This is a genomic window from Vibrio caribbeanicus ATCC BAA-2122 (assembly GCF_000165125.1).
GTDB lineage: Bacteria > Pseudomonadota > Gammaproteobacteria > Enterobacterales > Vibrionaceae > Vibrio > Vibrio caribbeanicus.
Genome location: NZ_AEIU01000068.1, coordinates 122,452 through 136,311, shown reverse-complemented (window position 1 = coordinate 136,311; position 13,860 = coordinate 122,452). Strand labels below are relative to the sequence as shown.

General features: G+C 41.8%; 13 protein-coding genes. 5 read left to right on the top strand and 8 right to left on the bottom strand.

What is annotated here, in order from left to right; translation table 11 throughout:
• Positions 1-63 precede the first annotated feature (63 nt).
• The 3 genes from groL to RH40_RS08700 all read right to left on the bottom strand — a co-directional run bounded on the left by groL (position 64) and on the right by RH40_RS08700 (position 2,645).
• The gene (gene groL, locus RH40_RS08710) at positions 64-1,710 is read right to left on the bottom strand and encodes a chaperonin GroEL (RefSeq protein ID WP_009601081.1); all 1,647 of its coding nucleotides are present in this window, start codon (positions 1,708-1,710) and stop codon (positions 64-66) included.
• A gap of 72 nt (positions 1,711-1,782) precedes the next feature.
• Positions 1,783-2,073 carry a co-chaperone GroES gene (locus RH40_RS08705; RefSeq protein WP_009601080.1) on the bottom strand — a complete coding sequence of 97 codons (291 nt, stop codon included), beginning with the start codon at positions 2,071-2,073 and terminating at the stop codon, positions 1,783-1,785.
• A 236-nt stretch (positions 2,074-2,309) separates the two neighbouring features.
• Positions 2,310-2,645: a DUF3135 domain-containing protein gene (locus RH40_RS08700; protein ID WP_039954476.1), complete on the bottom strand. Its 336-nt coding sequence runs from the start codon at positions 2,643-2,645 to the stop codon at positions 2,310-2,312.
• A gap of 235 nt (positions 2,646-2,880) precedes the next feature.
• Here RH40_RS08700 and RH40_RS20660 point away from each other — a divergent pair, with 235 nt between their 5' ends.
• Entirely contained in the window at positions 2,881-3,072 is a 192-nt protein-coding gene (locus RH40_RS20660; protein WP_139056867.1) for a hypothetical protein, read from the top strand.
• A 345-nt stretch (positions 3,073-3,417) separates the two neighbouring features.
• On the opposite strand, the gene RH40_RS08690 is transcribed toward RH40_RS20660, so the two are convergent.
• The 3 genes from RH40_RS08690 to RH40_RS08680 form a co-directional block, all read right to left on the bottom strand.
• Positions 3,418-5,562: a polysaccharide biosynthesis tyrosine autokinase gene (locus RH40_RS08690; RefSeq protein ID WP_039954475.1), complete on the bottom strand. Its 2,145-nt coding sequence runs from the start codon at positions 5,560-5,562 to the stop codon at positions 3,418-3,420.
• Positions 5,563-5,628: 66 nt separating this feature from the next.
• Complete coding sequence (locus RH40_RS08685; protein ID WP_009601077.1) at positions 5,629-6,066, bottom strand: arsenate reductase/protein-tyrosine-phosphatase family protein; 438 nt, start codon at positions 6,064-6,066, stop codon at positions 5,629-5,631.
• Between the two features lie 37 nt (positions 6,067-6,103).
• Complete coding sequence (locus tag RH40_RS08680) at positions 6,104-7,258, bottom strand: polysaccharide export protein (RefSeq protein WP_009601076.1); 1,155 nt, start codon at positions 7,256-7,258, stop codon at positions 6,104-6,106.
• Positions 7,259-7,804: 546 nt separating this feature from the next.
• Here RH40_RS08680 and RH40_RS08675 point away from each other — a divergent pair.
• The 4 genes from RH40_RS08675 to RH40_RS08660 all read left to right on the top strand — a co-directional run bounded on the left by RH40_RS08675 (position 7,805) and on the right by RH40_RS08660 (position 11,721).
• On the top strand, positions 7,805-8,056 hold the full coding sequence (locus RH40_RS08675; protein WP_009601075.1) for a hypothetical protein: 252 nt from the start codon (positions 7,805-7,807) through the stop codon (positions 8,054-8,056).
• Between the two features lie 88 nt (positions 8,057-8,144).
• On the top strand, positions 8,145-8,789 hold the full coding sequence (locus tag RH40_RS08670) for a YjbF family lipoprotein (protein WP_009601074.1): 645 nt from the start codon (positions 8,145-8,147) through the stop codon (positions 8,787-8,789).
• Positions 8,790-8,794: 5 nt separating this feature from the next.
• The gene (locus RH40_RS08665) at positions 8,795-9,526 is read left to right on the top strand and encodes a capsule biosynthesis GfcC D2 domain-containing protein (protein WP_009601073.1); all 732 of its coding nucleotides are present in this window, start codon (positions 8,795-8,797) and stop codon (positions 9,524-9,526) included.
• Positions 9,526-11,721 (top strand): YjbH domain-containing protein, encoded by a 2,196-nt coding sequence (locus RH40_RS08660; RefSeq protein WP_009601072.1) that lies wholly within the window; start codon positions 9,526-9,528, stop codon positions 11,719-11,721. The genes RH40_RS08665 and RH40_RS08660 overlap by 1 nt, the downstream gene beginning before the upstream one ends.
• Before the next feature lie 49 nt (positions 11,722-11,770).
• Here the strand turns inward: RH40_RS08660 and RH40_RS08655 are convergent, their stop codons facing one another.
• Both RH40_RS08655 and RH40_RS08650 read right to left on the bottom strand, forming a co-directional pair.
• Positions 11,771-12,214, bottom strand: coding sequence for a GNAT family N-acetyltransferase (locus RH40_RS08655; protein WP_009601071.1), 444 nt, complete (start codon positions 12,212-12,214; stop codon positions 11,771-11,773).
• A 376-nt stretch (positions 12,215-12,590) separates the two neighbouring features.
• Positions 12,591-13,706, bottom strand: a complete 1,116-nt coding sequence (locus RH40_RS08650) for an LPS O-antigen chain length determinant protein WzzB (RefSeq protein WP_009601070.1) — start codon at positions 13,704-13,706, stop codon at positions 12,591-12,593.
• Positions 13,707-13,860: the final 154 nt, after the last annotated feature.

Sequence of the window (13,860 nt, the reverse complement as noted above, 5' to 3'; positions counted from 1 at the left end):
CGTTAATCGATGAATAAAAAACGGAGGACTAAAGCCTCCGTTTTTTTATCAATGGTACAAGGCTTACATCATGCCGCCCATGCCACCCATACCACCCATGCCGCCCATGTCAGGCATTGCTGGCGCATCTTTTTGTGGAAGATCCGTCACCATAGCTTCTGTAGTGATCATAAGACCTGCAACTGATGCTGCAAATTGAAGTGCAGAACGAGTCACTTTTGTTGGGTCAAGAATACCCATCTCAAGCATGTCACCGTACTCACCTGTTGCTGCGTTATAACCGTAGCTTCCATCACCATTCTTCACGTTGTTCGCAACCACTGATTCTTCATCACCGGCATTCATTGTGATTTGACGAATTGGCGCTTCCATTGCACGCAGTGCAACGCGGATACCTACATTCTGTTCTTCGTTGTCACCCTCAAGGTCAACAATCTTAGATGCCGCGCGAATTAGAGCAACACCACCACCAGCAACAACGCCTTCTTCAACCGCTGCACGAGTAGCATGCAGAGCATCTTCTACGCGATCTTTCTTCTCTTTCATTTCAACTTCAGTCGCAGCACCAACTTTGATCACAGCAACGCCACCTGCAAGTTTTGCAACACGCTCTTGAAGCTTCTCTTTATCGTAGTCAGACGTTGCTTCTTCCACTTGCTGACGGATTTGAGCAACACGACCTTGAATCATCGCTTCTTCGCCCATACCATCGATGATCGTTGTGTTTTCTTTAGTAATAGCTACGCGCTTCGCCTGACCAAGATCTTCTAGTACTACTTTCTCAAGCTCTAGACCAACTTCTTCAGAGATAACAGTACCGCCAGTTAAAATAGCGATATCTTGAAGCATTGCCTTACGACGGTCACCAAAGCCAGGTGCTTTAACTGCTGCAACTTTCACAATGCCGCGCATGTTATTTACAACAAGCGTCGCTAGTGCTTCACCTTCAACATCTTCAGCGATGATAAGCAAAGGACGAGAAGCTTTCGCTACGGCCTCTAGCGTTGGAAGTAGCTCACGAATGTTCGATACTTTCTTGTCAATAAGCAGGATGAATGGGTTTTCTAGTTCAACGCTACCCGCTTCTTGGTTATTGATGAAATATGGAGAGAGGTAGCCACGATCAAACTGCATACCTTCCACAACATCAAGTTCGTCTTGTAGCGCTTGGCCTTCTTCTACTGTGATAACACCATCACGACCTACTTTTTCCATTGCCTCAGCAATGATGTTGCCAACGCTGGAGTCAGAGTTTGCTGAAATAGTACCCACCTGAGCAATAGCTTTGGTATCAGCACAAGGAACAGAAAGCGCTTTTAGCTCTTCTACAGCAGCAACCACGGCCTTATCAATTCCGCGCTTAAGATCCATAGGGTTCATTCCAGCCGCAACCGCTTTTAGGCCCTCACTTACGATAGCTTGAGCTAATACCGTTGCCGTCGTTGTACCGTCACCAGCAGCATCGTTTGCTTGAGACGCTACTTCTTTGACCATTTGAGCGCCCATGTTTTGGAACTTGTCTTCAAGTTCAATTTCACGCGCAACAGAAACACCATCTTTAGTAATAGTTGGTGCACCAAAAGATTTATCAAGAACTACGTTACGACCTTTAGGGCCCAAAGTGACTTTTACTGCATCAGCTAGAACATTTACGCCCTCTAGCATTTTAACACGTGCGTCATTACCAAATTTAACGTCTTTAGCTGCCATTTTTTATTTCCTTAAATTCTTTGATTTGGATACAGAGTTCAAACAAAACATCAGATGCTTAGAAGCCAGCGATTACTCAACGATCGCCATAATGTCGCTTTCCGACATCACCAATACTTCTTTACCGTCTATTTTTTCTGTTTTTGTACCGTAGCCTTCAGCAAAAATAACTTTATCACCAACTGTTACATCAAGTGGTAGGACTGTCCCATTTTCAAGAATGCGACCCTTACCTACAGCTAACACAACACCGCGAGTTGACTTTTCCGCAGCTGAACCAGTCAAAACAATACCACCAGCTGACTTTGACTCAACTTCTTGGCGCTCTACGATAACTCGATCATGTAATGGACGAATATTCATCGGTCGTCTCTCCTGAAAATTTCTATTGGTTTTGATGATAGCCTTGCGGCTGGGCAAGGCCGTAGAATCTTGTGTTACTTATATGTGGGGTATTTTGCATAAATCCAAGGGGCGGGGGAGTTTTTTTTGTGATCAAACACAGGATTGATACAAATTATCTCCCCACCAACTTTAACGAGGTGACGTTGATAAGGGTTCGGTGAAAAGTATATCAGAGTGGATGGTGGTTAAGCTGTTCAACGCCAATCTTTGAGGGGGATAACTTGAGCTTTGGGTCGTTCGTCACATTCGTTCACATCACCATCTAGTACATCTTGAAACTTGACCATCTGAGACACGAGCTCTCGCATTAATACAACGTTGGCATGATTGGGGTTTTTACAGCTTCCCACTACCAGATCTATGTGACTTTGCTGTGCCCAAAGCCGCTCTCTCATCTCTTCGGATGCAGATAAAATCATCTCTTGGCACATCTCATGTTTGAACTGGGTAAATCCCTCTGGATTATTCTCAGCCATGTCCATCAGCTCGTCGAACGACGGCAAGGTTTGATATACGAGTGGTGAATTCATACAGCCCCCAAATTTGATGACACATTTATCATTATAAGTATAGTTGGCGGTACCTAGGTATGCGAGCTTGGAACGAGGAAGGCATGGAATACTAAGAACCGTAAAATCAAGTATAGCTGCTATACGGTGGGTCAACATAAAACTCTAGCTAATAGGAAAATTTGTGGGGAATTAAGCCAGGTAGAAAATGAATCATAAACATCATTTACCCTGTTAACGCTTTTGGGATTCTATTATGAGCTTGGTTATTATCAGCGCACTGGATAACAAGTTTGATATTAGCTTCAAGAACCGCCCTCTCTTACAAGCTCGACTTTCCAGAAGTATGACGGACTATGGCTGCCATCATGTTCACATAAGCACGCCCACGGGACTCACCATTCAAGCCAAAAAGAGGACATCTACGCAAAATATTGAATTGCTGTAGCTGCATGCCAGATCAAAATTTGGCGGCCATCTACCTGATCGATAGTGCCCTTATGAGTTTTTGCATTTGTAATGAGATCGCAAACATTCCGAAATCAACAATGAGTATCTTGTCTATGCTTCTTCACTTACACCGTCAGCACAAGCTACGCTTAGCGGATCACAAGTTGGTTAAGACGTTGCCAATGCTATGGGGCTAGGCAAATCATCGATAAGTGGGCTCACCAGCTCAAAGAGGAACGTAACAGCAATCTCACCAGTGCGGTGCCCTCAACGTATAACCAACTAAAAATTAGGGAGTTAGAACGTAAACTCATGCGCCTAGAGCCCAGAATTGACAACTAAATTAGCTATCATTGGTGTATGAATAACTGTAGGCATCAGTAGATGCTTTCTTTTCAACTACATTAAAAATAACACCTTTTACATTAATTCCGGCGCGTTCAAATCGGCTGTTGGCCATCTCAATTTCTTTTACATGACTACGACCAAATCTAGTGACCATTAATGTAGTTCCCGCATGCGCGCCCACAATACTTGGGTCTGTCACCGCCAGTACAGGTGGCGTATCAATCACAACTAGGTCGTAATCACTCGATACTGATTTGATCAAAGCACCAAAGCTCTGATGCATAAGCAATTCAGCAGGATTAGGCGGTATTTGACCACGGGTTAAAAGATGTAAGTTTTTTACTTCACTTATTTTTACCATTTGCGAAAACTCGCTTACCCCGCTCAAACAATCAGACAAACCATTCTTTTCATCGCAACCAAAGACTTTATGTAAATGACCTTTGCGCATATCTGCATCAATCAGCAAAACCTTTTTTCCTGCCTTGGCAACAACTGCCGCAAAGTTCGACGAAATAAAAGATTTACCGATATCAGGTGCAGGACCAGAGATCATCACCACGTTATTTTTTGCCTCAAGCATGGCAAAATGTAGGCTTGTACGCAGGCCGCGCAAGGCCTCTATGGAGAGATCGGCTGGGTTATGTTCTGCTAGAAGCACACTCGTTGAATTAGCGTTGCGCTTTCTATTTTGCTTTTGTACAAGTTCTAACTGATCCACTGACTTTGGCACACTAGCATAAACTGGCAAACCAAGCTGCTCTATATCTTCAGGATTTTCTATACCTCTATGAAACGCCGCCCTCACTAGAACAAATGCAACACTTAACATACCACCGAATAGCGTCGCTAATACAACAATCAATGATTTCTTAGGTTTAACGGCTGCTGGAAAGACCTTTGCATCGTCTAAGATACGAACATTACCCACAGTACTGGCTTTGATAACACGTAACTCTTGAACCTTATTTAGTAACTGGACATAAATTTGCTGGTTGACTTCAACATCACGAGTCATACGCAATATTTCGCGTTGAGTATCAGGTAGTTTTTGTACTTGCTTATTTATGCGCTGCTTCTCTTTTAACAAGGTTTTACGTTTATCCATTAACGACAAGTAAGATGGATGGTCTTTAGTAAAAAGCCGGCTTATTTCACTTTCTTTAAAGGTCAGTTCATTTAATTGTGCCTCTAAATCCACCATAACTTTTAATGTAGACTGTGCCTCTAGACCAAGATCGATTGACTCATTTTTTTGGCGATATTGGTTCAAAACATTTTCCGCTGACGTTAAGTTGGCCTTGATATCAGGTAAATGGTTTTGGAGAAAGACCAAACTTTGCTGCGCTTCGGCCGAATTTCTCTCTACATTTTGTAAAAAGTAGGTCTGAGCAATATGATTGAGGATTTCGGCTGTTTTTGAAGGATTTTCGCCTTCCATCGCTAATCTAAGTATTCCGGTCTGTTTGCCAAGCTCACTAATAGCAAGCGCGTGTTTTAAATTTTCGATAGCTCCTAACCGGCTGATTTTATTCAGCGTGAAAATCGTCCCTTCATGTGCGTCAAGCGAAGCAACAAAAATCTCATAGCCGTTAGCCTTAATCAGTTCTCCCGCTTTCCCTGTCAATATCACCTCCCCCTCTAAAGAGCGCAGTTGAAATGACTGGGTCTTCGCATCCAGCACTTCTAACTGGCTTACACTTGTGCTCTGAGTGTTTGGTACGATATATCTCGATACGGAAATATTCTTAATGTCATCAGATAAACGAGCAACCCCTTTCCCAATGATGGGGAAATAATGCGGAGTAACAACAGTGGCAAGGTTAAACTTATCAACGGTTGTGCCTAAAATCATACGAGATTTGATAATCTCAGCTTCAGTTGGAGCAGAAGATTCTTGAGCGAAGAGCTCTCCCATATCGCCGACCATCGAGGAAATACGTCCGTTCTTCTTCTCCTCAATTTGAATTAAAGCATCTGCTTTGTATATTGGAGTAGAAAGTAAAGCAATAGCAACACCAAACAAGGCAAAAAGAGTGATTACGGCTAGGATAAGCCACTTACCATCTCTCAATATACCAAAAATCTTTGTTAGATCGATTTCATTATAGCTAGGGGTTGATGCAGTCATAAAATTCATACTTCCTAAATTTGGCACAACCAAAATTGGTTGCATTTTTCTCAATGAAAGATTTTACCTAACGGCCTAAAGTTTTTCTTTCCAAGCCAATGCAGCTTCATACATTAGTTGGTAAACGTGTTCAAACGCCTCATGGCTTTGGCGATAGGGGTCGGGAATTTCTCTTCCGGCCCAATGGTTAAAGAGCATGGTTTTACCCCGTGCCTGAGGTGCAATTTGAGTAACGGCCTCGATGTGTTTCTTCTCCATAACCAGAATTAAGTCGTATTGATTGCACATTTCTGCTGTCAGCTGCTGTGCAAGATGTCCGCTCAGACCTAGATTATTTTGCTGCGCAATGCTGCACGCCATACTGTCTGCTGGTTTGCCCACCATACGGCTTTTCTCACAGTCAATTCCCGCGGAAGCAACCGATTTTTCTGGTAATAGGCTTTTTAACAAACGTTCTCCTGTTGGAGAACGGCAAATATTGGCAACACAAACGACGAGAATTTTGTCAAACATAAATAAATCAAAACCTAACTTTGGCCCACACTTGTGCTTAAGGCCAGTTACGTAGTCGTAACACACCTTCGCCGAGATTATTAAAGCCATTGATGGTCGGTAAAAACTGACCAATAATACGATTCCAGCGACTGATTGGTGCCGCAGTCACATAAACAATATCGTACGGCTTGAGATCAAACTCAGTACCGACAACAAGTGCTGAAGCATCTGACATATTCAATTGATAAATGTCTGCCATTCGTTCTTGTTTATTATCTGACGAGCGAATAACAAAAATGCCCGTGGCATCAGCCGACAGCTCGTTAATACCACCTGCACTACTCAGAGCCTCCGTAAGCGTCATACCTGCGCGGTCAATCTTCAATAGCTGAGGCTGGTTAACTTCACCCATGACAAAAATCTTTTGATTATCATTACGAGGCACATGGATAATATCGCCAGACTGTAGCAGGCGATTTTGTGTCAAATCGCCGCGTTGCATTAAGCCATAGAGAGAGAGGGTTTGCTCCACGCCATCACGAGTCAGCGATACATTGCGCCAGTCTGCATTTTCAGACAGGCCGCCTGAATGATTGATCGCATCTAGCAGAGTCAGAGGAATATTGGTAATAGCTTGCTGGCCTGGTTTATTCACCTCACCTGTAATGTAGGCTCTTTTAGAACGAAATGCGGCCACATTAACGTCTACTTGAGGGCTTTCGATGTACTTTGCCAATCTTTTAGCCACATCAGCGCGAATTTCACCCACGGTTTTACCTGCTACCTTCACAATACCGATATAAGGGTAGAAAATAGTGCCATCTGCGTGAACCCAATTTCCAGAGTCAGAAGCGCTACGATATGATCCCGCAGGAATAGTTAATTCTGGGTGATCCCAAATGGTAATATTTAAAATATCACCGATTCCAATTCGGTATTCATACTTAGAGATGTCTTGATCTAGCTTATGGTTAGCTTGAGATACTGGCTGAGAGATATCGCGATATTCAGTAACAGATTGAGCAGTCAAAGGATACAAATTTACAGAACTTGAAATATCGAAGTTGCCATCGCTATTTTTTATTTCAACCACATTATCATTATTTTTATTAAGATGTGTGCCTGGCGTTACACATCCTGTAAGTAATATGGGAAGCATAGTAGCAAGGAGATAATATCTTGTTATCTTTGTATCAAAACCAATTATCATACTTAACTTTCTCACTATATTTTTTTACTTAATCGTATTGAATCAATAAAACTAACCATCTTGTTTACACATAAATCTTTGTGATTAAAAATCCAGCTAAGCTGATGATTTATTGGAAATAAAACTGCCAGATGAAGAATCAGAGCGAGGTATACTATAGATCAATCACTAAGATATCAATTCTTAAATCTATAATTTTTTTGAGAAAAATTTGATTTTTAAATAGTGGTATTCGTAACTTTATGTTTGCTATGTATATTCTTATTCTCATTTGTGAAATATCAAAATTCTCATTTTTTGTACACAGTTTGTACAATTTTGTAAGGGTAAGCTGACATATTTTAATTAAAAAGTGGCACAAAACAGTTGAAAGATTCTATAATTAAAATTATTTTTATCACAATTCACTTTCATAAGTTAAATTTATTGCGTTTTCTCCAAATCTGTGTATTTTCTCGATATTAGAGGATATTGAAAAAATATGTCTACGAGCGATAACCTAAATCGCTCCACCATTGCCTTCATCTATTTTAGAGGATACGAAATATGAGATTCATCACTCTAGCGTCAATCTTAACTCTCGGTTTGTCAGCAAACGTTTTTGCCACCGGTGAAGAGGCCGCTGCGACGACAGCTTCCAGTTCGGCAGGAGGCGCAGCAGGTGCAACAACTGCGACAGCGACAGCGACAGGTGCGGCAACAGCCACTGCTGTAACAGTTGGAGCAGTTGCTGTAGGTGCAGCAGTGGCCGTTGCGTCCAGCAGCAATAATGACGGCACTGATGGCACAACAAAATAGTCGTTTTGATCGTTTAAAGATCCTGAGCTTTTGCTCAGGTTTTTTTTGCTTTTAATACATGAAACCAACTATACAAAAGCACCTTAATATGAATTTTGCCTTATTTATTCTCTGTGCTCTAATATTGACCTTGCAGGGCTGCAGTCAGTACATTCAAGATACGGGTGCGACCATGAAGGAAGCCTTTACCGGACTTGAAGACACCACAGTTACGTTGGAGAAAGTTCGAGACCTTCCCTACGCGAGTATTTACGCCAGAATCAACCACGGCCATCGACTTTTTCTGGTATTGGCTTTTGCTGAAACGAACCCTTTGACTCAATCACTGAGATTAAAATGGGTCTCTTCTGATGGTGCTATGCTTGTAACGGAAAACGGGCGCGTAGTAAAAACCCTCAACCTCCCCAATTACAATTTAGTAGAAGCACACTACCCCCAACAACCGACAGAAAAAGCAGCTGCATGGCAAGCCTATTACGATTGGCAACCTGGTTATCAATTTGACCAACGGGTTTTTGTCCGTTCGAACTTGGTTAAATTTGAACCCTTAACCTCGCTTTTGTGGCAGACAAAAGCGGCCAAGGTTGTAGAGAACCTAGATTTTCCAGACGGTAGTCAACTCCAGAATTTTTATTGGCTCAATGAGCAAGGCCTGGTAGTTAAGAGTCTTCAGTGGCTTATACCTGAAAAGTTAATGATCGAAATTGAAATCCTGAAGCCATATATAGGTTAACCATCATGATAACTCGGCTATTCTTATCTCTGTTGTCGGCAACACTTTCCTGCTCCATTCAAGCCATTGAGCTTATCGCCGACATACCAAAAGAGCACTTATCATTGCAGTATTCTCAACCTGCGCGACTTACTCAGGTACTCAATGACATTAAGTCCAAAATAACAATTGATCTCAACAACTTTCCAATTGCTAGCCAACTATTCGATAACCAAAAACAAAAAGAAGCCCAAATGCTTCAAAATAGTGTTTTAGCACGTTTGCAGCAAATAGAAACGACAACCGACTACCCTGTCGAACAGCTTATTGCGGATATCAAGCAGTGGAATACGGGTTACCGTATTAAAACCTCGCTTGATTATGATGCAATTCGTATCAACCCCGAATTAGATCCTCTCTTATCTGGACACTTTGAATTTACCTTTCCTCAACGTGATCATAAGGTAGAGTTAATTGGACTCATCACACAACCAACTCAAGTTAGTATTACCGACTATTCGTCTATCGCCGCACTAATGCGTGATATCGTCCCTTTACCACATGCCGATCCAAGCTTTGTATGGGTGGTTCACCCTAATGGATATGCTGAAAGAGTAGGCTATGCCTACTGGAATAATGCGGCTACTCGCCTCACTTCTAATAGCACTATTTATGTTGGATTTGACTCTGATTCCGACCAACTTACTTCTCTTGAAAAAGACATCATAAAACTTATTAGTATGCGTAAGGTGCTGTAATGAATCGCTGTACTCGTTTTACTCTTATCTATTTTAACTTATTTTCAGGGTTGGTCTGTGCGGCAGAAAGTGATGCTTTGTGGCACGTCTCTCAGTCAGACTTTGGTGGAACAGGTCTAATGCAGACTCCAACAGGCCGTATGGCTCGGGAAGGAGAGCTTAATATTGGTGCAAACATCAATAATGACTACCATCATTACATGGTCTCTCTGCAGCTCATGTCTTGGCTAGAAACTACTCTACGCTATAGCCGCGTACCAGATGTACTTTATAGTGGTGATAAAGAATACAGCGGTAATAATCTTTACACCGATCGTGGCGTTGACTTTAAAATCCGTCTTCTGGAGGAAAGCTATTACTTGCCAGAGGCATCCATCGGTTTTCGTGACTTCGCGGGTACTGGGCTTTTTGATGGTGAATTTATTGCCGCTACCAAACGAGTAGGTAGCCTAGACTTTAGCCTCGGACTTGGCTGGGGCTATTTGGGCCAAAGTGGCACTATCAGCAATCCTGCATGTAAATTGACGGACAGCTACTGTACACGCCCCAGTGATACAAAAGCCAGTGGGGGTACATTAGACGCAAAAAGATGGTTTAGAGGTCCTGCTGCTATTTTTGGAGGACTGGAGTACCAAACTCCTTATGAACCACTCAGGTTGAAACTCGAATACGAAGGCAACGACTATTCTGAAGATTTTCCCGTGCAAAGAAAGGCAAAAACGATGCCTCAAAGTACACGCTGGAACTTTGGGGTCAATTATCGTTTGTGGGATTGGGGTGATGTTAAATTAAGTTACCAAAGAGGTAATACCCTCACCTTTGGCTTCAATGTTTACACAAATTTCAATGATATTCAGCCAAACTGGCGCGATGAAGACAAGCCTAAAACAACACCGCGTCCGACAGAGAGTGACACCAATTGGCAGCAAGTGGCCCATGAATTAGAGCAAAATGCTGGCTATAAAGATAACTCCATTACGTTCGAGAAGGATACCTTGGTTGTTACCGGTGAACAAAGTAAATATCGTAACCGAAACGAGGCTCTTAATAGAGCCGCAGCCATTGTTTCACACCATACCAATAACTCTATTCGAGTCATCAAAGTTATCGAACAAAAAAATGGCATGAATTTAACCCAAACCGATATCAATCGAGACAAATTTTCTCAGCTCTCTAATGAGCGACAACTAGGCACTGCCACCAGCGATAGCTTTTCTTACTCAGAGCCAGAAGAATATGGAGGGCATAGAGCCGCTACAACACAGAAACGGTGGGACTACAATATCGACCCCGTGTTACAACAAAGTATTGGAGCGCCAGAGGCATTTTACCTATACAGTCTGGGACTTAACGCAAAATCGCATTACTGGTTGAGTGATAATCTTGAATTGGGAGGCGGCCTTTATGTTAATATGGTTGATAACTATGACAAATTTAATTACGTCAAAAATTCACCGCATGTCCGTAACTACTCAACCCCTAGAGTAAGGACCATGTTCAGGGCCTATGTCAGTGATAATCCCGTTAGGCTAGATAACCTTCAGTTGACTTGGTTTAAGCAACCTATGGAAGAGGTTTATACCCAGCTTTATGGGGGATACTTAGAAATGATGTTTGCAGGAATTGGCGGTGAGGCCTTGTATCGACCGATGAACACCAACTGGGCTTTGGGTGTCGATGCCAACCTGGTCAGCCAAAGGGATCCTGATTCATGGTTCGGAGTCTACAAACATGATTATTTCTTCTATGATCAAGCAAAATGTGACTCTCGCACCCCCACCTGCCAAGCTTATGTCTTGAGTAAAGGGACTACTGGACATATCACGGGTTATTACATGCCCAATTGGACGTTCTTAAATAACACCTTACTGAAAGTCAGTGCTGGTAAGTTCTTAGGTGGGGATATCGGGGCTCGCGTGGATTTTTCCAAGCAGTTTGACACCGGGATTATCGTTGGCGCTTACGCTACCTTAACAAACTTAACCGCCGATGAGTACGGTGAGGGGAGCTATAATAAAGGATTTTATATCTCAATACCTCTAGATATATTAACCGTCAAACCAAGCACCAGCAGAGCCAATATAGGTTGGGAACCACTGACTCGTGATGGTGGGCAAATGCTACGCAAGAAACATAATCTCTTTGAAGAAACGGATGTTCGTTCACCTTGGTTTCAAAAGCCAATCAGTCATTAATAAACAAAGATGGCAACTGTGAACAGTTGCCATCACATCAAAGCTTGTCTCATTCAAGAAGCTCGAGAGCACATTTCCCGTCTAATTGATAGGCCATTGCCACAAGTCTCTTTTTACGGCTATAACGTTCGAACATGACTTGTAAATGTTTGGGGAGCTGCTCCGGCTCGATGGTTTTGAAGTTATGCTTGGCATAAAACTTCTCTAGGTGGGCATATGCAAAACAGAAATCCCCTTTGGCAAGCACAGAGTCTTTACAATAGGACATGAGCTGATGAGCGAGACCAGAACCACGATAACTTGGGATAACCAACATTCCAGTCAAAAGCCGATGGCTTTCTATAATTCTAAATCGAGTTACGCAAGCTAAATCACCATCGACATAACCTACAAAAGTCAACTCTTCTTTTTTGGGTTTAGCCGAGGGGTAATAAGCTTTGTATAAACGACTAATCAAAGGTAGCTTTATCGGGTCTAATTGTTCAATACGCATAACTCTCGCTGTCGCCAAAATGTAATTTTAGGTAGAGTGGCTAGAGTCTAGATGATTCGATAAAGCTGAAGCAAATTCTTCCTAACGCGGGACTCTGTGATTTTAATGCAGTGGGAGGTCTAATAGAACATCTTTGAATTATACCATCAGAGTTACAACTATAGATGAGTACAATAGCCCTGATAAATTTGTCTACAGCATAACTTTACAAAGCTTCTCTGCCTTATTTCCTCATGTAGGGATAAGCCAAGACACTTAGGATAAGTTAGGTGTATTGTTGTGCTTTAACTCAGTGATAAATGTAATCTTGGCTAGAGAAATGCCTCATAGGTTGGAATCTTATGAGGCACCTTAAGATCATAAGAAAATAACTACATTATTTTCGGCGAAATGCGAAACGAATAAGAGCGATTGCAATTCCTAACATAGCGCCAAGAATCGTACCTAAAGCAATAATTAGGGCTCTTTTAGGCCTGTCACGAGTGATAGGCTGCTCAACATTTTCATAGAAACTGACGGTCTGAAATTGAATAGAACTATCAACTTCTAGGCTTTCAAGCATTGTAAGCTTCGCATTGACCTGCTGGAGGCGAGGCTCTATGACACTTAGCTCCTTTATTGATTGTAACGCTTTAATCTTTGCCTCAATCGCTTTAGCACCTAATTCAATATCAAAAATTTTATCACTACTATTAGTCTGAATGGGCTGTGTAACACCCGCTGATCTCGCAATTTCCAATGCAAAATTAGCTTTTTCTATTTCAACAATTAACTTGATTTCAGCTTGACGTTCAAGTACCCGTTGTTGCTGAATCAATTCATTTTGTTTGCTACCCACAACTGCTTTTAAGTTATTTAGGGCATCACGATGAGTTTTGCGTATTATCATCTCAATATATTGATTGAGCAATGAATAGCTACTCTCTTTGGTCATCGATTGAAAAGCTATTTCGTAAAAATCACCGTCTTGACCTAGTTGTTTGACGGTAATTTTATCCATCCAAGATGCATAAAAAGAACGCATTTCATCTGGGGTAGATTCTCTCTCAGCCAAAGTACTGAGAGTTTGAAACTCTTTACTTGAATTAAAAAAGTCTCGTTTGTTATCGTTAGAGTTAAATGCATCAATAAAGCGCTTAAATAAAAGTTTACTGTCAGTTAGTCTTTCCAGCTCTTTACTGATGAGAACCGTACCATCATCTTGAAAAACATTGAAGACGGGCTGATATTGCTGAACATGATTTTGATAAGCAGCAAAATCTTGATCCTGTGGCTGGATGATTTTTGCTTTTGATGACCACCATTCCTGAGCATTCAATGCATACAACACTGAACAAATCGCGAAAACCAGAACGCTCAAAACAATTATAAGCTTACCATCCCACAAAGCTTTGACCAGCTCTCTTAAGTCAACTTCATCATTGTTATCAAAAGAGGGAGGAGTCAGACGTGAATAGTCGTTATTTGGTAGTGGTTGATTTGGCCGGCTCACACATAGTCCTTCTACAATTAATTTGCTTATATTTGTTAAATATGTTTATTTAAGCCCCCTACTCTAACATAACCTAGATCTAACTGGTAGTATTGAAAACATTAAAAAGGTATCGATTAGAAGCTAGCTTTTGGGGGGAATTCTTCGGTCTACT